Source organism: Dyadobacter sp. SG02, from assembly GCF_900109045.1.
Lineage (GTDB): Bacteria > Bacteroidota > Bacteroidia > Cytophagales > Spirosomataceae > Dyadobacter.
This window is the reverse complement of record NZ_FNYL01000013.1, coordinates 47,752-68,041: the sequence shown is the minus strand read 5'-3', so window position 1 is coordinate 68,041 and position 20,290 is coordinate 47,752. Positions and strand designations below refer to the sequence as shown.

The following is a 20,290-nucleotide window of genomic DNA, read 5'->3' as shown; positions in this document are numbered from 1 at the left end:
CCGATCGTCACATTTTTAGTTATTTAAATCAATGCACAATCACAATTTTGTGGCTGCTTCGGGAGCCGTCCGCGTAGTGAATTGTAACCCAATGCATTCCGGAAGCCAATTTGGCCACATCCACTACCGACTGGTTTTCAGCGGAAGTATACAAATGCGTTCCCGCAAGCGAATGCAGCTGCACTTTTGAAAACCGCCTGTTCCCGCTCCGAATGTAGAGCTTATCGGTAACCGGGTTAGGAAAAAGCACGACAGGGGAATCCCCTTTTCCAGCAAAATCGACCGAAACGATCTGGCTGTAAGCATATGTCTCGTCCAAATCGACCATTTTCAGCCGGTAATAGGCAACGCCCGCCAATGGTAACTCATCGATAGCATCATAGTTATGCCCGCCCTCTCCTACTGCCGGGGTATTCACAGGCAACGCCGTCCAGGTACGTGCGTCGGCGCTTCGCTGTATTTCAAAATGGCTCACGTTCTCTTCTTCGGCGGTGCGCCATTGGAGCTGTGTACTGTTTTCGGTCGGCGTGGCCGAAAAGCTTACCAATTTCACAGGCAATGGTGTCCCTGACCCGAGGAAGTCTTTGGCAAACCAGAACTCTGAAAAACTTTTCGTCGTAAATTCCAGATAATAACCCTGGGCATAAGGCACTTTTTTGACGATGTTTTTGGCATAATATGTCCAGGCAACACTGCCGTTATTCGTCAAATCGCCATCCTCGTTGCTGCCGGAATATTTGGTAATGGCCAGCTCATACGCCGAACCCGGCTTGACGATACCCACCTTAGCCGGCGCGGCAATGAGCTTTTCGCATTCTTCGTCCGTAATATAAAGCCGCACGCTCACCGGCTGGGCAAAATCAGGCCCGGACGACGATACAGTGAAGCTCTTGCTCAAAAGGTATTGCTTTTTCTCAATACGCATGGCGCCGTTGTCCTGGAAAGCCTTCACCGAAATCTGGCCCAGCGACTGCCCGTGCGGGTTAATGGCCGCAACCAGCGCGTTGTTCAGCTTAAACTGTACCCAGTCGTTGCCGTTCACATCCGCGGAAGCCGCCGAATTATCCGAAAGCGCATACACCATCGCCTGCGAATCGTAAATATGGATATCGTCGATCGCGATCCCCGCCCGTCCGGCAGACTTGCTCTTGATCACAAAACGGAACCGGACATATCCGCCGGGGAAGTGGTTGGGTATCGGCACGGTAGCCACATGCCAGCGGGTATAGTCCTGCACATTCCACGCATCCATGCCTTCCTGTTGGGAGTTGTACCAGTTGGTCCCGCTATTCACTGTCCCCAGGCGCGTCCAGGTATTTCCGCTCACATTATACTCTACATACGCAAAGTCGCACGCACCGCCCGCGCAAGCCGCGAGGTCGATCGACGCGCTGAAACTCATTGCCGGCTGCGCCATTCCGCTCATCGCAAAACAGGGCGAATACAAATAAGAAATAGTCTCGCCCGAACGCGCACCTCCGAGGGCGGTCGTCCACGCATTGGTACCACTTGCAGCCTCTGTCACCTTACCGTTGTTCGGCGTCCCGAATGTCCAGAGCGGATTCGATTCGGTGAGGTACCATCCGCCCTGGCCGTTTTCGAAGTCTTCGAGGTACGGATAGCTGGAAATTACCTGTGCAGCCTTCGCAAGCGTGGCGGCGGCGTCGTTACCTGCGTTAGTATCAAATGCTTTTTTGACCACGACCTTTACATTCCGGTCGCTGTTAAGGTATTGCGTGGAAGAGAAATTGAAAGTAAAAAGCGTATCGCGCCCTGCACGGACGACCGGTACGTAGCCCTGATGCGCGAGCTCGTCGTTGATCAGCGCCTGGAAAGGCACCCGGTAAGAGTCCTCGGCCCCGTTGTTTTTAATGAGTACATGATATTCCTGGTACCCGTTAGCATCGCAGGAAGGGACGGCCAGCGCATTTACCCTGACAACTTCCAGGTCGCTCGTGGTAGTGTACAAACGGATATCGTCGATCGTCGAACCGTCCGTTTGGGCAGGGTATCTGAAACTTTGTTCCCACCGCACCTGGAAACTGGTACTGAATTCCTTCCCGTTACGCTTCAACAAATCGCTTACGTCTACCGACATCAGCCAGTAATTGTTGTTTTTGGTAAAATAAGGAACAGTACTGCTTTCCAATGCCGATATCCACGGGTCGGTATCCTTTGCACGTATGTACACGCGCAGCGGCCACGCGGGAGAAACCGACGCATAGAGCCGGTAGCGGAACGACAGGCGGACTTCATCCCTGTCGGCATGATAGGCCGCGAGGTTATAAGTGGCGTCCAGGTAAGTCGGATACTGCGAGTTGTTGCCGCTGTTGGCATCCACCGTAAAGCCTTTGGTTCCCGAATAAGCCAGTCCGGGGTCCACAGCGGTCCGCACCCGGCCGAGATCGCGCTCCTGTGAGAAATCATACCGGTCGGTCCCGCCGATACCCATCGTCTGCGCATTCACTTCCGTACTTTGCAATGATTCGAGGTCGTCCGCAAAGGGCAGCGTCACGGGCGCATTGGCGAGTTGCCGTATCACCACCGACTTCTGGTTGTTGCCTGCTACCTGGTCGCCATCCATTTTCACCACCACCGTAAGCGGATACGAGCCCGCATTGCGCACATCGAGGGACTGTACGAAAGTGTAATCCAGATAATTACCGGCGGGAATGTCCGTGGTCGCCGTTTCCCAATGCACAGCCCCGCTTCCGACGGAATACCCTACCTGAAACGATCGTGTCACGGGCTGGTCGTCGAAATTTCTCAGCCGGACCTTCACAAACTGGGATTCTCCGAGGCTGGTGGAAGTAAGCAACCTCCCCGAGCCCGAGGGAGAAGTAATCGCATCGACACCCACGTCCCCGTCTGAAATAAAGCCTTCGCAAGTACCCGAATCGGGCTTCCGGCTGATCGCCAATGCCCTGCGGCCGGCGATGCCGTTTTTCCGTGCCCTCACCGAAATGTAATAGGTAGAATCCCGGGAGAGCCCGCTGAGCACGTATTTCAAATCGGAAGTAATGGCTACCGGGCGCATTTCGTGGCCTTGCATGCGCATTACCTCATAATCGGTAGCCCCGCTCACAGCCGTCCACTGTACAGCCGCGTAACTTTCGCATTGGTTAGCAGACAACGAAATGACCGGAATGCCCATGATCGCAAACGCCGCGCTTTCTTTCACGACGCCGGTACTGTTTTGGGTAATGCGGATTTTGGCCGTCGTCGTGGTTGCATCCGGTACGGTCCAGCTGAGCTGATTGGTGCCTGCCGCTACCGCGTTATTGATATTGGTCCAGGAAGCGCCGTCGTTGAGCGAATAAGCCACTGAAAATGTACTCGTTGTATTGCCATAACTATCCCACGTAATGTCGATCACATCGCCCTTCGTGAAATGTTCTCCACCGATTGGGTAAGTGAGTACGGCGGACGTTTCGATAATGTCGTACACCAGAAAGTACTCCTGAGGGCCGCTGGGCACCTTTTTGCCCCACACATTCACGACATAAGTTCCCGCCGCAGGGCTTTCCAGCACAATCTGTTCTACATTATTAACGCTGTCGATACCCGGTGCCGCCGCTGTCAGCGGGGTGGCTGCCCTGGGAAATATAGGTTGTATCTCGGTGTTACCAATCCGGATCACTTTCAGGTCGAGGTCATTGACGAGCGTCTTCCCGGTAATCACCGCGGGCGCGGGGTCGTTCCAGTACAGCATGATTTTAACCAGCGCCGTATTTTCAGGTACCGAGATTTCATAACCGCTCCTGGCCTGATTGGCGAGCGTACCATTGAAATACTGCCTTTTTTCCATCATCGAAACCGACCGCAGCAGGTTCATGACGCCGAAACCATAGGTAAAATCCGGCCCTGCCAGCCCCTTATCCGTGGCCCCGTTGCATAGCAGGGCCTTCATCAGCAAATTTTTCGGGTTATTTCCGTCATTCAGTTGTCTGTACCGCTGGTATAGCAATGCCAGTCCACCAGCCACCGCCGGCGCCGCCATACTGGTCCCCGACGCACCCTTGTAGGTATTCACGGGGTAAGTAGAGGTGATGTTGGTCCCGGGAGCGATGATCTCCGGTTTAATGCGCCCGTCCTGAGTGGGTCCCTTACTTGAAGTGAGATTAATAAGACCGGCGGTACTGAGATTCCCCGCGGTAATCACGTTTTTCGAAGAAATACTTCCTCCGATCACATTGCCAAAACCGGCAATACCACCCGGGCAGGGACCTTCCAGCCCGCTATTCCCTACCGCAAACACATGCTGCAAGCTCGGCAGATCGCTGGCCTGACGATCGAGAATGTAGGAATCGAAGGAATAGACGCCATAATCCGGGCAGACGCTGCCACCATAGGAGTTGTTGGTGATGACCATCCCGAAATCGCGCACGAGATTGGAGGCTTGTTTCCAGATTTCAGAATTGGTGCGCTTGATCAACGAGGCCTTTGGCGCATATCCCTTGTATCTTTCGTTCAGAATGCCTCCACCCGCAGCTACACCGGCCACATGCACGCCGTGCCAGTAGCTGCTCTCGACATTGGAGCTGATCACCCTCGTGCTCAGGTCGATGTGTTCCTGCAACAGCCCGCTATCGCCGATACCGATCACTACCCCATCGCCGCTGAGCTGTCTTTGACCGGGTAAGGCCGATGCCAGTACACTCCCCCGCGTTCCGGCCTGGCTCCTGTCGTTGAGCGGTTCTTCCGGCGGCGGCACTGCCTCTATATATTGTACCCACGGCAACCCGGCCAGGGCAAGCAGTCCCTCGATGGCTACCCGAGCCTCGACGATCTGGTAAGTATCCAAAGCATTGGAAAGCACCTGCACCTGACGGTTACCGAGCGCTTTCGCGACGCTATCGGCCCCTATTGTTTTGACATAGCTGATCCGCACATCGACTTTTCCCGCTTCCCGGATCGCGTGCGCGGGCAAGTTAAGACTCAGCAATGCAGGCTGGATCTTCTGTGCCGGTTCGAGCTCCAAAACAGCCCTGGCCCCGGCAGCTTGCAGCACGTTGCGATCAGGCTCCCCGTGGACAACGGCGGTGTAGGCGTTCTCGGGAATGTAATCGAGCAGGGTAATTCCGACGCTCTCCATCTGCTGGACAGCGGGTTTTTCCGGAATACCAAAAAATTGGATTATTACAAATTTTGTTTCTTCACCACCTGCGTATCGAAGGGTATTATTCGTTCGATTTCGGGCAAGTTCCAACGTCGGCACCGGGGTGACTGTACCACTTTTGAGATAGAGGTTGTAATCCCTCTTATTTTGAGCCGTAACGTTAGTTAGCTGCTGTACCAGTAGTACTACTACGAGAGCGCAGCGATACTTCAACAAACGCATATAGAGGAGGATTGAATAGGTCGATTTTTACTTCTAAATATCGAATGTAACCCTTTTTTCAATATTTCAAACCCCTATAACTATTTGTTTTTCAGTAGAAAAACTTAACAAATACGGATCAAACCATGAAGCGCTTACTCTTCCCGCCTGCTCAGTAATGCAGCCGTTTGGTAAACAGGCCCCATCCGTGCAAACACGACCAGGCAGCCGCAAATCCAGGTCCTCTTCCGCCACCGGCGGAGCCACGTGTCAGGAAGTAATTCACAGGCACTTTTCGCACAAACCGGGGCATTTTTTTGCCATAACATGAGGAGATTTATGCCAGGCACATTGTTAACTCACAAATTCTACCCGGGATAGATCATGAATTACAATATTTGTTTTGTACAATTTAAAAACATAAAGAAAACCCGCTAAAACAAATCACAACTGCCCCGCCACACGATAGGTATTCGCGTGCGCGTCGATGATCGTTTTGAGCTGGGGTGAGTAGCCGCCGCCCATACTGCATTGGACGGGGATACCGAGCTTGCTGGCAGTTTGAAGTACAATTTCATCGCGCTGGCGGCAGCCGTCAATGGTACAAGAGAGCCTTCCGAGCTTGTCGGTGGCGAGGATGTCGACGCCGGCCTGGTAGAAGATAAAATCGGGCTTGACGCGCTCGATGAGCGCCGGGAATGTGTCGAGGAGTAGCGTAAGGTAGATACTGTCGTCGGCGCGGTCGGGAAGCTCCACATCGAGATCGCTTTTCTTTTTGCGGAACGGATAGTTGTTCTTCGCGTGCATCGAGAAGGTGAAGACGCGGGGCTCGTTGGCAAAAATATCGGCGGTACCATTGCCCTGGTGCACGTCGAGGTCTGCGATGAGCACTTGCCTGGCCATTCCGTGATCCACCAGATATTGTGCAGCCACCGCCTGGTCGTTGATCATACAGAAACCTTCGCCGGCATCCCGGGAAGCATGGTGTGTGCCGCCGGCAATATTGAATGCAATACCGGTTTCAAATGCTTTGAGAGCCCCATCGACCGTGCCGCGGGCGATTCGGAGTTCCCGCTCTACGAGCCGGGGCGATTGTTCGAAACCAATGCGGCGCACTTCCTGGCGGCTAAGTTGCCCTGCTACGAAACGGTCCGCATACACACGGTCGTGCGCGGCGTACACTGGGGGCATGTCGATCGGCTCCGGGCTGAAAAAATCGGACTCTTCCGCAATACCCTCGTGCAGGAGCTGCAAGGGCAGCAGTTCGTATTTATCCATCGGAAAGCGGTGGCCTTCCGGAACGGGGTATTTGAAAATGGGGTGAAAGGCAATCGGGAACATGCAAAAGGGCAATGCTGAGCCGCAAATTAACAAAAAAAGAAAGCGACCTTCCGAAAAAGGCCGCTTTCAAAAACGGGTGCTGGATTATTCATTGTCACCGGCAATTACGCCAAACTCCGTGGATTCAACATAATTAATTCGATGGTATGGGGCAAATAACCCTCGCCATGGGGCGAACATCCGGAAATGTGGGATGAAATATTTTCAACCCGACCCCGAAAACTCATTCTACCACGGTTTGCCGGTCCCCTGCACCAGCCACGGCTTCGACCATTGGCTGTTTTTCTTGCGCGGACCGGAGAAATTAGTCTCTTCCAGCTTGTCGATCGCGCTGCGGGTATTGTCGCCGTTGTTATTCAGCTCGTTGTTGCTGTAAATAAAACGGAGCGGCAATGCACGTGAAGCGGGCGCCAGGCCCGGAACCAGCGCCGGTAATGCGGTACGGCGGTAGTCGAACCACGCTTCGGTCGATGCCGTCCAGCCTGCGATCCATTTCTGCTCGATGATCTGCGCCAATGTGCCCTTATATGCCACAGCTTTCACATAAGTGTCGTATTGATCGGCCACACCCCAAGCTTGCAGCGATTGTTTGATACCATTATTATAATGCGCTTCCGCACCGCCTGCGGCCCAGCCTTTTTGTGCGGCTTCGGCGAGGATGAATGCGGTTTCAGCCGCCGATGCGAGGCGGGCTTTGAGCAAGCCGCCTTTCGAAGCCTGGTATTCGTAGCTCAGCTGCGACGCATGCTGGTTCTGCACTTGCTGACCAGTCGTCGGGTTTTCATTATAATAGGTAGGATCGATCATACCGGCCGGGATACCCACATATTCGCTGGTGTTCAGCGGCCCCGCGAACAAGTCGGCACGGGTGGGCTTGTAGAGCGTCGGGTTGAAATGGCGGGTAAACTTACGACCTGCCGCTATCTCTGTACGTAACTCCTGTTCGGTGAGTGATTTCACCCCATTTTGTATCACGCCGTCTTTGCGGATAAATTCATCCATTCCCGTTTTCAGCGTCGCGTCCGACACCCAGCGCACATGCACGGGCTGGAACCACACTTTCAGACGCGGGTCGTTGCTGGCTGCCATAGTGTTGACCAATGTTGCGGCCGGCCTTCTTCTCCGCCAGTTCGACTGGCTCACATCGAATGCAATGGCAGTAGGCCACGAGTCGCCGGAAGCCGTGCCGATGTAATCCATCATCGCGTCGTCGGATGCCTCTTTCAAATAGATACCCGAGGTGTAGACCTGCTCGATACCGGCTTTGGCCACATCAGGCAGTTTGGCAGACACCCGCATGTAGTAGCGCAAAAGCAGCGAGTTGGCAAACTTCTGCCATTTCAGCTTATCGCCATTGTAATACACATCATAACCTGGCGCGTAAGTCGAAACATCCGCATTGGCAAATAACGCCGAGGCTTGTTTCAAATCTTCGATAATGCCCTTATAAATGACTTCCTGGCTATCGAACACCGGAAGCATTTCGCCCACGTCGCCTTTCAATGCATTGGTGTAGGGCGCATCGCCCCATAGGTCGGCGATGGTACCGAAAATGAATGCCTTCATCGTCAGCGCAACGCCCTGGTGAAAGGTAAAACCCAGTTCTGCCGATCGTTTGTAGAGCAGGTCGTTGTTACGGAGGAAGCCGTACCATGCTTTCCATTCATCGTCTTCTTCGGACCAGTTATAGTCGTTGAAACCGTCTTTCCAGGCATCTTCCTGCGTATGCTGCACCACGCCCGCGATGCGGCCGTAGCCCAGCCTCAGGTATTGCGTACCCACGCCGGTCATGACGGTCGGCAAAAGTAAGTTCGGGTTGGCGGTGTTAGGATCGACGCCGTTCGGGTTTTCGTTGATTTCCGTGAGGCTTTCGTTGCAGGACGAAACCGCCAGCACAACCAACACGAAAATGATTTTGGGGATATATTTAAAAATTTTCATCGCTTTGAATTTTCAGGAATGGATCAGAAATCGAAATTGAGCTTGAAACCGAATGGAATGGTCCACGGCATCACGTTCTGGCGCTCGATACCCTGACGGAAACCACCCTTGCTCGGGTCGGCCCAGAATGCGCGCTCCGGATCGATACCGATTTTGGCCGCGTTCCAGAGCATGATGTTCCGGGTGTAGAGCGACAGGCTCGCATTGCGGATCGCATTGAACAGCATCGGGATTTTGTAGGTCAATGTGATTTCGCGCAGCTTGACGAACGACGCATCGAAAGTTACCTGCTGGTTGAAACTCCACGGGTACATGGCTGTGATCGGCATGTATTTGGTGCCCGGGCCACCGAGCCATTCGTGGTAGTTACCATCTTTATCTTCCCAAACGCCCGGAATGAACGCACCGTCGCCATCCGCTCCGAAACCACCGGTAGCGGCTGTGTGCCCTCCTACCCGCGGAAAGTTTCCGTTTTGCGGGATAATGTATTTTTCAGGATCCGATTTCAGCAATGCAACCAGCTGATCGGGCGAGTAAAGGCTGCCCGGGATCAGGTTGTCGATCTGGCGCTGTGATTTCCAGTCAGACTCTCCGTAGCGATAGGTGAACGACATGAATTCGCCACCCTGGCGCCAGTCGAAGCTCATACCGAGCGAGAAACGTTTGTATGCAAGGTTAACCTGCCCGCCCACCATGAAGTCGGGGTTGTAGTTCCCTACTTTCACATTATCTGCGCGGGTACCGAGCGCCTGCCAGTCCAGATCGCCGCCTTCGCCATCATAGGCGATGATCGGCCAGCGGTAGTAAGGCGAATTCGGGTCGGTGACGGTCGCGAAGCCGCGGCTGTAAATGTTACCGATCTGCTCGCCTACATAGGTGTACGCCCCCCCGCCGTTTTCGCCCCATTGTTCGAAATACGGGAAGTTTGGCGCCAGCTCTTTCACTGTCACCCGGTTACGGCTGAAATTGGCATTCACATCGAGCGTCCAGCCATTGAGGTTGCTGATCGGCGTACCACCAATACCGATCTCCCAACCGCGGCTTACGAGTTTACCGGCATTGATGTTCATGTTTTCCCACCCCGTTGAAGGAGCCATGGGGACCGTAAAAATCTGGTTGGTATTGGCGCGGTCGTAGTAAGTGAGGTCAAAACGCAGGCGATTGTTGAACATATTCAGATCGACGCCACCCTCTGTCGAGGTCGCGATCTCGGGAAGCAATCTAGGGTTCAGCAGTGTTCCGCCCAGGTTCACCGTAACGAGGTTACCCCAGTTGCCGGTGCCCAAACTGTTGTACAACTGATAAGGATCGGTATCATTACCCACCTGCGCCCAGCCTCCACGGATTTTGAGCATGCTGATGTATGACGGCATATTGAAAGTGGTACTCGCGAGCCAGCTAAGCGACGCAGAAGGATAAAAATACGAGCGGTTCGAGGCCGGTAATGTACTCGACCAGTCGTTACGCGCGGTCAAATCGAGGTAAAGCTGGTTTTTGAAACCAAAAGAACCCAATGCATACAAGCTGTAAATTGCCTTTTTGTAGCTGTTGTTGCCCGCTGCGCGGCTACCCACAGGGATATTCGTAATGGTGTACAAGCCTGGTACGGACAAATCGCGGCCGCCGATGTTGGAGCTGATACCTTTTTGTCTCATGATATTACCGCCCCCGGAAAGGCTGATATCGAAATCGCCGGCCTTGATCGTCTTCGTCACGAGAAAATCGGCGTTACCTTCGTCACGGCCTACGTTTTCGAGGTAGTAGCCACCTTTGGCCATACTTTTGTAGCTCCACGGAATTTTGGTTTCGCGGTCTTCGTCGTACATATCATGGGAGTAACGCGCGAACGCGGTCAGGCCGGGTGCGATGGTCCAGTCGAGCTTCAGGTTTCCGTACAGGCGGTCGCGCGTGTAGGCGTTCGTGAGGTGTTCGGCCAGAAAATAAGGGTTGTCGATCTCGCCGGGCGCCACGGTCAGCTGCTCGATCTGCTCGCGGCCGGGCTTCCATACGCCTTTGAGGTCGCGCACATCGTAACTCGCCGAGTAATAAACGGCCTGCAACGGGTTACCGTCACGCTCGGATGTTTGCGGACGGCTGTTGGAATTCGAGCGGACAAAGTTGATGTTGGTACTCAGTTTCAGGTTCTTCGACATATCGAGCGTCAACGCCGTGCTCAATGCATTGCGATAGAGATCCGAATTCGGGATCAAACCGCGGTTACTCATGTTGTTATACGAGACGCGGTAAGTAGCCTTGTCGGTAGACCCGGAAACGGTCAGGTTGTTCGTAGAAGTGATCCCCGTTTGCAGGAAGTTCTTCATATTATCCTTGTACGATTTCAGCTCGGTAGGCACCGGCTTGCCGTCGGCGCCGATCGGCGAGTTCCATTGCACTTCCTTAATGCCCGCGTCCAGCGGCAGACCGCCCCAGTAGGCCGACGATTCGTCCAGCTGAAAAGGACGCTCGCCATTGGCATACTTATAATGAAAATCGAGGTAGCGGTAAGGCTTCTCGAACACGTTGGAAGTCGAGAACGACACACCGAGCCCTTTGCCCTTTTTACCCGATTTCGTCGTGATCAGAATCACGCCATTACCTGCACGCGAGCCATACAATGCGGCCGCGCTCGGGCCTTTCAGTACCGACATGCTTTCGATATCGTCGGGGTTGATGTCGGAAATCGCATTTCCGTAATCGACTTTATTGCCGCTGCCTTTGGTATCACTGACGTTGGCCAGGCTGTTGGCCAGCGGCACGCCGTCTACTACGAATAACGGCTGGTTGTTTTTCAGAGAAGCCGCACCGCGGATGATAATGCTGATCGACGAACCGACACCGCTGGTTTGGTTGATAGAAACCCCCGAAACACGGCCGGAAAGAGATGTCAGTACGTTCTCATTGGCTACATTAGCCACGTCCCGGCCCTCTATTTTACCCACATTATAACCGAGCGAGCGGGTGTCGCGCTTGATCCCCAGGGCCGTTACGACCGCTTCCTGCAAAGTGGCCACGTTTTCGGTGAGCACCACGTCCACGACACTTTTACCACCCACCGGCACTTCGGTGGTATTGAAGCCGATGTAGGAGAATACGAGCACGGCGTTTCTGGAATCCACATCGAGCGAGAAATCCCCCGTGGCATCGGTAGTAGTACCGAGCTGGGTGCCTTTCACGAGCACGTTCACGCCCGGGATCGGCGAGCCGTCGACGGCCGAAGTTACTTTACCTTTGATACGGTCGGCAATGGGGAAATGTGCATTTTCCCCGATGGCACCAACCGTCCTTGCTGCGATATCCGGTCCGGACAGACAGAGCGCGGCCAGCATACATCGGGCCGCCATTTTCAGGGTAGCTTTTGGTTTCATAGTATTAGTATTAGGCGAGTAGGTAATTAATACAGTCCTTTCATACCGCTCCTAGTCCGGCAGGTTGCCCCGTTTGCCCGACTCCTCCGCAAGCAACCGATTGAAATACGTTTCCAGCGCATCCGAATAGACCTGCTGCACGGCTTCATCGTGCGTGCCGGCAAGCAATTCGGATAGCTCTTCCGCCGAAAGACGGTTGCTGATCAGCTTTTCAATCAATATTTGAGCCCTTGAAACTGACATCCTGTATGACTGGCGCGGTATGTAGAGGATACTTTACCACTGCCGGAAAGGGCTACTATGCCTATTATCTTTCGTATTAATTTAATGTTACCAAGACCTGAAAAACGGGTATTTTAAAGAGAATGAGGACTTTTGGAACGTTTCATACAATACTATGCACAAAAAATGGCCCTGCCCCAACCGGGACAGAGCCGTTTCACTCTGCACTTACTTACTTCACTAAACTTACTTCACCAACACCGACTCGATAAACTGAGCGAACCGGATTTTGCCGAGATGCGCTTCGCCTTTCGGTGCCAGTGCGGCCTGCGGGATCACTGCGCCGAAGTATTCGTTGCGGTCGTTCGGGATCACCACTTTGGTATCGCCCGTTTCCTTCACGTACGTATCCACGAACGTGCTCATGAATGCGCGATCGGGACCGGCGATTTCCTCGATGCCATTGGCGGGAGCTTCCAGGGCAAATTGTGCGACGAATGTGGCCACATCCTCTGCCGCAATGGGCTGGAATGCCACCTTCGATACATGAACCTCATTACCCTGCGCGGAGCCGCCTGCAATGGCCGGTACGAACTCCTGGAACTGCGTGCTGCGGATGATGGTGTAGGGGACGCCCGATTCGCGGATGATCTTCTCCTGCACCTTCTTGGCCTTCATGTAGGCGACGTCGGCCATATCGTCGACGCCCACGATCGACAATGCGACGTGGTGCTTCACACCTGCCACTTTCTCGGCCGAAAGCAGATTGTTACCGGCCGTTTTGAAGAAAGACACGGCCGTTTCCTCGTCGAATGAAGGTGAATTGGCAAGGTCGATCACTACATCGGCGCCGGTAAGCGCTTCTGCCACACCCTCACCCGTAAGCGTATTGATACCCGTAGCAGGCGAGCCCGCTATGACCGTGTGGCCCAACTGGCCCAGTTTTTTCGCGACGTTCGACCCTATCAAACCTGTTCCGCCTATGATTACGATCTTCATGAAATTGAATTGATTTTAGTGTTTGAAATAGCTTCGTACAAAGTATTACCATTTCAATGCCAAATCATCAATACACTATAAATCAATACATTAAAACAAAAACCGGCTGGTGATTCAGACGATATTTCGTCAAATGACCAAAACATGCACGAAATATCGTAAGGTGCTTCCCGGCACGACGCCCTTGTCCATCAAAGGCTAACTCCCTACCTGTCAACAGAAAGTCCAAAAACTTGAAACAATCCAATTATTCGTTTTTGAATTTTCTAATCTATCAATCCGATAGATATTAATCATTTTAATTTATTTTTAATACATTTACAAAATATTTATTAATATAATCTTTACAATAACTTCATTTTAATGGATTTAGCGGAATTAAATTTCATTAAATGCAGTTTATAGAAAATCATTTTTAATACTATCCAGCCAAAAACAAGAGAAAATTTTAAGACAACAGATCAACGAATCCTCACCAAAATACAATTCATGAAAACGAAATTTATCTACTTCATCCTGGTGACCTTACTTGCGACCGGGCATGCGCATGCGCAGCAGCGGACGATTACCGGTACGGTCACCGACGCCAACGACGCCAGCGGGCTTCCCGGAGCGTCCGTCACCATCAAAGGAACGTCCACCGGCACATTGACCGACGCCAACGGTGGTTTCAGCCTCGACGTCAATGCCGAATCGCCGGTGCTCGTGATTTCGTTCATCGGCTACCTTACTCAGGAAGTTCCCGTAGGCAACAGCGACAAAATCACCATCGTGTTGAAACAGGATGCCAAAATCCTGAACGAAGTGGTGGTAACCGCATTAGGCATTTCGCGCGAGAAGCGTGCGCTCGGGTACGCCGTGCAGGAAGTGAAAGGCGAGGCATTGCAAACACGCCCCACGAATGCGCTGAGCGCATTGTCAGGCCGGGTGTCCGGTATGCAGGTGGTATCGTCGGGCGGTAATATGGGCGGTTCGTCGCGCGTGTTGCTGCGGGGTATCAACTCCATTTCGGGTAACAACCAGCCATTGTACGTGATCGACGGCACGCCGATCGACAATGCCGACCTGAACAGCGCGGCTACGAGCGCGGGAAGCGGCGGCAAGGATGTGGGTAACATGATCCAGGACATTAACCCCGACGATATAGAGAACATTTCCGTGCTGAAAGGGCCATCCGCGGCGGCGCTTTACGGTACCCGCGCGGCCAATGGGGTGATTTTGATCACCACTAAAAAAGGCAAGGAAAACAGCAAAGTGAATATCACGCTGAATACCGGCGTCGAGTTTGAAAACATCGTGCGCCTGCCGAAACGCCAGAAACTGTATGGCGGTGGTTTTTCGAACACTTTCCAGAAAGCGACCATCAACGGCAGCGAATATAACATCGCCGAATATGCCGTGGACGAAAGCTGGGGCCCGAAACTGGACGGCACACCGGTTTTGCAATGGTATAACCTCGACCCCGAGAATACCGCCGACTACCTGAAACCCCAACCCTGGGCATACCCTAAAAACGACGTGCATACTTTCTTCGAAACCGGCGTTTCGAACACCAACAGCCTCGCCGTGAGCGGTGGTAATGCGAACTCGACCTACCGCATTTCGTTTACCAACAAAAACGTAAAAGGAACCGTACCGAACTCGTCGCTGAAACGTAACTCGATCAACTTCTCGGGTTCGACGACGGCAGGTAAGTTCAAGTTCTACAACAATTTCAATTATATCAAAAACCAGTCGACCGGACGGCCGTGGACGGGTGCTACCAACCGGAACATCATCCTCGAAGCATTCCAGTGGGGACAGGTGCAGGTGGATTACGAAAAGCTGAAAAACTACAAACGCGCCGACGGCAGCCAGATCCTCTGGAACCGCTCGGGCTACCAGGATACCCCGGCGGGCGAAGCGGCGAAGTTTATCGATAACCCGTACTGGTCGGCTTACCAGAGCTACCTCGAAGAGAACCGCGACCGTTTCTACGGCAACGTGGGCGTGGTTTACGACGTGAACAGCTGGCTCAAACTGAGCGGAAAAGTGAATGCGGACGTGTATCAATACCAATACCAGGACCGCATTGCCGTGTATTCGCGGACGCAGTCGCAATACCAGGAGTATAACAACAATTTCAGCGAATTCAACTACGAATTGCTGGCTTCGGCGACCAAAAGCTGGGGCGATATTTCATTGAATGTGAACGCCGGTGGCAACATCATGAGCCAGCGCCGCCGCATCAGCGACGCCGTAACGCAGGGCGGACTGATCATTCCTGAGTACTACAATTTGAAGAATGCGAGTTCGGTACTCGTGAATTCGAATGCCTACCGCAAGCAGATCAGCTCGATTTTCGGTAGCTTCTCGCTGGGCTGGAAGAGCTTGCTGTTCCTCGACGGAACGCTGCGTAACGACTGGTCTTCCACCTTGCCTTTGAACCGCAATTCATTCGCATACCCTTCATTGACAACGAGTTTGATCCTTAGCGAGCTGAATGGCGTGAAGGACATCAACTGGCTGGATTTCGCGAAGGTACGCCTCGGCTGGGCGCAAGTGGGTAACGACACCGACCCTTACCAGCTGCAACGCGCTTACGAGGCAAGCCAGTCGTTCGACGGCCTGCCTTCTTACCGGTTGCCCGCACAGCTGAACAACCAGGCATTGAAACCCGAGATTACCAGCTCATGGGAAGCCGGTCTGAATATCCAGGCACTGAAAAACCGCGTCGGCCTCGACATTACCTATTACGATAATGTGAGCCGCAACCAGATCATCAATATCCCGGTATCGTCGGCATTCGGCTATGATTCAAAGGTGATCAATGCGGGTAAGATCAATAACAAGGGTATTGAAATCACCCTTACCGGTACGCCGGTGCGCGCCAACGGTTTTGAATGGAATTCGAGCCTGAACTGGTCGCGCAACCGCAACAAGGTGATCGAGCTGGCACCGGGCATTAATACTTTCCAGCTTGCCAACAGCCTCGTAACGCTCGTGGCGCGGGAAGGCCAGCCTTACGGGCAGATCCTCGGCAACGACTTCGTATATGCTGCCGACGGCCAGAAGGTGATCAAAGCCGACGGTACTTACGAGCGTGGTCAGCAGCTCACCCCGCTGGGCAGCGTGCTACCGAAATACCTTTTCGGTTTCCAGAACAATTTTACTTACAAGCATTTCAACCTCGGCTTCCTCGTGGATGGTCGTGTGGGCGGCAAGTTCTTCTCACAAACCTACAAAGTGGCGATGTACGCAGGGGTTTTGGATAAAACAGCCGCCAACAACGTCCGCGAAACCGGCGTGGTGCTCGACGGTGTGAAAGGAACCGTGACCTACAACGCCGACGGTACTTACCAGGTAACCAACACCACGCAGAACGACACGCGCATTACCGCACAGGCGTGGGCACGCGGCGAGTACAGCGGCCCTACCCCTCAGACGATCTTCGACGCGACGTTCGTGAAGCTGCGCGAGATCACATTCGGGTATAACCTGGCGCTGAACAGCAAGGCCGTGAAGCAGGTGTATTTCGGGGTTTACGGACGTAACCTAGCCAACATTTATACGGCCAGCAAGTACATCGACCCCGAGTTCGCCAACAGCGGCGGCAACATCCAGGGCCTCGAAGGCGGTAACATTCCGGTGCCTGCCACGTACGGTCTGAATGTAAATGTGAAGTTCTAACCACCTCAAAATGAAAATCATGCAAAATTTCATATATCCCAAAGGCATTCTGGCACTCGGCATCGGCGCATTGCTGGCCAGCTGCTCCGACAGCCATTTCGAGGACATCAACAAAGACCCGAACCGTCCCGAAAACGTGACTACGACCACCATTCTGCTCTCGGCCGAGAAGCAGGTGATCGACAATATCCGCAACGAGAACAGCTCCCTGCGCGGCTCGCAGCTTTTTGCCCAGTATTACAGCCAGAATATTTACAGCGACCAATCGCGCTACGATATTCCGCGTTCGTATTCGGATACTTATTGGAGCAATGCGTACAAAGCATTGAACAACCTCAATGAGATCATCAAACTGAATACCGACCCGGCTACGAAGAACATCGCCGCCGCCGGAACGGCCGGTAGCAATGCGAACCAGATCGCCATTGCCCGCATTCTGAAAGCCTATGCATTTCAGAACCTGACGGATATGTTTGGCAACGTTCCGTACCAGTCGTACGGCAACCAGGACCCCGAGTTCCAGGCATTGCAGCAGCAGCCCGAGAACCTGAGCCCGGCCTACGCCAGCCAGCAGAAGATCTACCTCGATATCCTGAACGAGCTCAAAGCCGCCGGCGACACGCTGACCAAATACAAGGCCGCGAATACCTTCGGCAATTACGATGTGATCTACAAAGGCAAGAACGACCTTTGGGCGAAATTCGCAAATTCCCTGCGCCTCCGTATCGCGACGCGTATCCGCAAGCAGCAGCCGGCCGAGTCGAAAACGCATTTCGACGATGCTTTGGCCAAAGGGGTTTTCACTTCCAATGCGGATAATGCGGTGTTCAAATACCAGTCGCTGGCGCCAAACGAAGCGCCGCTTTACCGCGCGACCGTTACCGCCAACCGCAAGGACTTTGCCGTTTCGCACGTGATTATCAATGTATTGAAAGGAGAGCTGGGCACCGTGAAAGTGCAGGACCCGCGCTTGCCGATTTATGCGACCAAAAATGCGGCCGGTAATTATGTAGGCCAACCTTACGGCCTGCCCGTAGCTGCGGCGGGCTTGCTTACGGCCACCGACGTGAGCCTTCCGGGCACCGTGGTGAATGCGGCCAATTATGGAGAGGTTTTGCAGGAATACGCCGAAGTGGCTTTCCTGATTTCGGAATACAAAAACTGGGACCAGCAGGAGTACATCAATGGTGTGACCGCTTCCCTGCAAAAATGGGGCGTTGCGCAGGCTGATATTACCACTTACCTGGCCGCATTGCCCAAAGCCGACAAAGCCAATGTACTGAACCAGAAATACCTGGCGCTTTATACGCAGGGCGACGAGGCCTGGGCCGAAATCCGCCGCACCGGCTTCCCGACTTTCCTCGTAAAGCCCGGCGATATCGTTTGGAGCCGCACCGTGGACGGCAAAACCACCGACTATCCATTCCAGCCGCTGTTTGGCGAAGGCGTTCCGCAACGGTTGTATTACCCACCGAAGGAGCAAAGCGTGAACCTCGCCAATTACCAGAATGCGGTGAAAGCCCAGGGTAATGACGATATCACGACCGCGCTTTGGTGGAATAAGTAAAAATCCATGATCACAAAAATGGCTGCTCATTTAACGATGAGCAGCCATTTTTTATGGAACAAATTTTATACTTTTGTAGAATAAGTTTGAAAAAAGGTCACCCATGAAACATTTTACGAACGACAACATCCTGAAAACGGCTGTTTTTCTACCGGTGCTGGTGCCCATTTACATCGCCTATGCGTGTTTCATAGCTTTGAAGGCGCTGCTTGAATTTCAGGACTGACGCGCTCCGGTCTTACCAGTTGGGATTTTGCCGCATGTTCCTGTTGGCATTGAGCTCTGTCAGTGGGATCGGCCACACATAATCGCGGCCGGGATTGAACTTCCGCTGCTCCACCACCACAGGCTTGCCGGTAGCCGGGTCCACCGCCCCATACACCGTGCCGTTCAGCACCTTCTCCCCTATTTTCCAGCGACGAATATCATAAAACCGCTGTCCCTCGAATGCCAGTTCAACCTGCCGCTCCCGGCGTACAAACTCGCGCATTTTCTCCTGCGTATTATACTTTTTCACATCGACGTCGGGCATTCCGGCGCGTTTGCGGATCATATTCAGGTATTTGGTAACATCGGGGTCCTGCCATTTGCCGGTTTCGACGAGTGCTTCCACGTAGTTGAGCAGGATTTCGGCATAGCGGATGATGAAGAAATCGAGCTGGCCGTCGGCCTGGTTGCTGATATCCCGCGAGTCGAGCCACTTTTTGATCCAGAACCCCGTCTGCGTCGATTGCGTCTGGCCGATCAGGTCCACGCTGGTAGTAGTAAACGGGTCCATTTTCTTGCCTAAAAACATTTCGCCCGGCACGAGGATCGACGCTTTGAAACGCGGGTCGCGGTTGTCGTTGAAATTGGGGTTTTTAATGTAAATGGCCATGCTGTCCGCACCCAGTTCCTGGATCGTCTTGCCCTGTTTTGTTTCGTAGGTATTCACGATGGCTGCCGTGGGTGAAGTAGTGGAATTGGCCCCGCCGAAACTCTTGGGCCCCAGCCGCAGGAATGCCTGCCGTTGCCCCGTGCGGTAGAAAAATATCCGCTCCTTGTTCACCACGCCGGTGTAGGTAAACAGCGCCGGATAGTTGCCGACATTCGGATCGGAGCTGTGGTAGAGCTCGTAAATGTTTTGGTCCATCACCTGCCTGGCCTTCGCGGCCGCATTGGCATAATCATTCACAAACATATAAACCTGGCATTGCATCGCGTAGCAAATCGCCTTGTTGATCCGGTAAGCCTCGCTATCGGGATATTTGACGGGTAAAACTGCTGCCGCAGCTTCCAGTTCGGAAACGATGAACGACACCATCTTTTCCTGCGTGGGCCGCTCGGCATATTGCTCCGTGGGCGTAAATGAATGATCGACAATCGGTACCGGACCGAAGTAGGCGAACAATTCATAATGGTACCACGCCCGCAAAGCCCTCGCTTCGGCGGCATAGCGCTCTTTCAGCGCCGGGTCCTGCACGTAGGCTTTGGAATAGTTTTCCAAAAACCGGCATGCATTGCGTATCGTCTTGTACTTGTTGCGATATTGCTGTAAGGGAATCCCCGAAGAGCTCGTGGCCGTGCCCAATGTAAATACCTCGAAATCGGTGTAGTTGGCGCGGAAAACGGATTCGTCCGATGCACCCGACAAATGCACGCGGGCATTGGAATAGAAGTCATTGTAAACGATCACACCCGGGGGCACACCCGAATACACGTCCTCCAACGAAGCCCGCAGGTCGGATTCGAGGTTCCACCATTTGTCGTCGGTAGTGGCAATGGGGTTATCCCTGTCCAGGAAATCGGAGCAGCCGGTGTGCACCAGCAGCATGGCCAGGCACTGCAAAAGCATTCTGTATCTTGTCATAGTCATGTCGATGTTCG

10 protein-coding genes are annotated in these 20,290 nt (G+C 53.4%); 3 read left to right on the top strand and 7 right to left on the bottom strand.

Annotation, left to right across the window (positions count from 1 at the left end; genetic code table 11):
- Window positions 1-28: 28 nt before the first annotated feature.
- From BMW93_RS26300 to BMW93_RS26275, 6 genes are all read right to left on the bottom strand, one after another.
- Window positions 29-5,095 carry a S8 family serine peptidase gene (locus tag BMW93_RS26300; protein WP_229240830.1) on the bottom strand — a complete coding sequence of 1,689 codons (5,067 nt, stop codon included), beginning with the start codon at window positions 5,093-5,095 and terminating at the stop codon, window positions 29-31.
- A 669-nt stretch (window positions 5,096-5,764) separates the two neighbouring features.
- A complete protein-coding gene (locus BMW93_RS26295; protein ID WP_090383443.1) occupies window positions 5,765-6,661 on the bottom strand; it encodes a histone deacetylase in 897 nt (298 codons plus the stop codon).
- 228 nt (window positions 6,662-6,889) lie between these two features.
- A complete protein-coding gene (locus BMW93_RS26290) occupies window positions 6,890-8,602 on the bottom strand; it encodes a SusD/RagB family nutrient-binding outer membrane lipoprotein (protein ID WP_090383442.1) in 1,713 nt (570 codons plus the stop codon).
- Between the two features lie 23 nt (window positions 8,603-8,625).
- A complete protein-coding gene (locus tag BMW93_RS26285; RefSeq protein WP_090383439.1) occupies window positions 8,626-11,967 on the bottom strand; it encodes a SusC/RagA family TonB-linked outer membrane protein in 3,342 nt (1,113 codons plus the stop codon).
- Between the two features lie 51 nt (window positions 11,968-12,018).
- Window positions 12,019-12,210, bottom strand: a complete 192-nt coding sequence (locus BMW93_RS26280) for a hypothetical protein (RefSeq protein WP_090383438.1) — start codon at window positions 12,208-12,210, stop codon at window positions 12,019-12,021.
- Window positions 12,211-12,435: 225 nt separating this feature from the next.
- Window positions 12,436-13,188 carry an SDR family oxidoreductase gene (locus BMW93_RS26275; RefSeq protein ID WP_090383435.1) on the bottom strand — a complete coding sequence of 251 codons (753 nt, stop codon included), beginning with the start codon at window positions 13,186-13,188 and terminating at the stop codon, window positions 12,436-12,438.
- A 489-nt stretch (window positions 13,189-13,677) separates the two neighbouring features.
- Between BMW93_RS26275 and BMW93_RS26270 the strand changes: the two genes are divergently transcribed.
- The 3 genes from BMW93_RS26270 (at window position 13,678) to BMW93_RS36085 (ending at window position 18,650) form a co-directional block, all read left to right on the top strand.
- Complete coding sequence (locus BMW93_RS26270) at window positions 13,678-16,857, top strand: SusC/RagA family TonB-linked outer membrane protein (RefSeq protein WP_090383433.1); 3,180 nt, start codon at window positions 13,678-13,680, stop codon at window positions 16,855-16,857.
- Between the two features lie 19 nt (window positions 16,858-16,876).
- Window positions 16,877-18,424, top strand: coding sequence for a SusD/RagB family nutrient-binding outer membrane lipoprotein (locus BMW93_RS26265; protein ID WP_090383430.1), 1,548 nt, complete (start codon window positions 16,877-16,879; stop codon window positions 18,422-18,424).
- Window positions 18,425-18,527: 103 nt separating this feature from the next.
- Window positions 18,528-18,650, top strand: a complete 123-nt coding sequence (locus tag BMW93_RS36085) for a hypothetical protein (protein ID WP_255372359.1) — start codon at window positions 18,528-18,530, stop codon at window positions 18,648-18,650.
- 12 nt (window positions 18,651-18,662) lie between these two features.
- Here BMW93_RS36085 and BMW93_RS26260 read toward each other — a convergent pair whose 3' ends face one another.
- On the bottom strand, window positions 18,663-20,273 hold the full coding sequence (locus tag BMW93_RS26260; protein ID WP_177194201.1) for a RagB/SusD family nutrient uptake outer membrane protein: 1,611 nt from the start codon (window positions 20,271-20,273) through the stop codon (window positions 18,663-18,665).
- Window positions 20,274-20,290 lie beyond the last annotated feature (17 nt).

Excerpts from the sequence above, each read along its gene's own strand:
- BMW93_RS26300 (WP_229240830.1), bottom strand. The coding sequence starts at position 5,095 with ATGGAGAGCGTCGGAATTACCCTGCTCGATTACATTCCCGAGAACGCC.
- BMW93_RS26295 (WP_090383443.1), bottom strand. The coding sequence starts at position 6,661 with ATGTTCCCGATTGCCTTTCACCCCATTTTCAAATACCCCGTTCCGGAA.
- BMW93_RS26290 (WP_090383442.1), bottom strand. The coding sequence starts at position 8,602 with ATGAAAATTTTTAAATATATCCCCAAAATCATTTTCGTGTTGGTTGTG.
- BMW93_RS26285 (WP_090383439.1), bottom strand. The coding sequence starts at position 11,967 with ATGAAACCAAAAGCTACCCTGAAAATGGCGGCCCGATGTATGCTGGCC.
- BMW93_RS26280 (WP_090383438.1), bottom strand. The coding sequence starts at position 12,210 with ATGTCAGTTTCAAGGGCTCAAATATTGATTGAAAAGCTGATCAGCAAC.
- BMW93_RS26275 (WP_090383435.1), bottom strand. The coding sequence starts at position 13,188 with ATGAAGATCGTAATCATAGGCGGAACAGGTTTGATAGGGTCGAACGTC.
- BMW93_RS26270 (WP_090383433.1), top strand. The coding sequence starts at position 13,678 with ATGAAAACGAAATTTATCTACTTCATCCTGGTGACCTTACTTGCGACC.
- BMW93_RS26265 (WP_090383430.1), top strand. The coding sequence starts at position 16,877 with ATGCAAAATTTCATATATCCCAAAGGCATTCTGGCACTCGGCATCGGC.
- BMW93_RS36085 (WP_255372359.1), top strand. The coding sequence starts at position 18,528 with ATGAAACATTTTACGAACGACAACATCCTGAAAACGGCTGTTTTTCTA.
- BMW93_RS26260 (WP_177194201.1), bottom strand. The coding sequence starts at position 20,273 with ATGACAAGATACAGAATGCTTTTGCAGTGCCTGGCCATGCTGCTGGTG.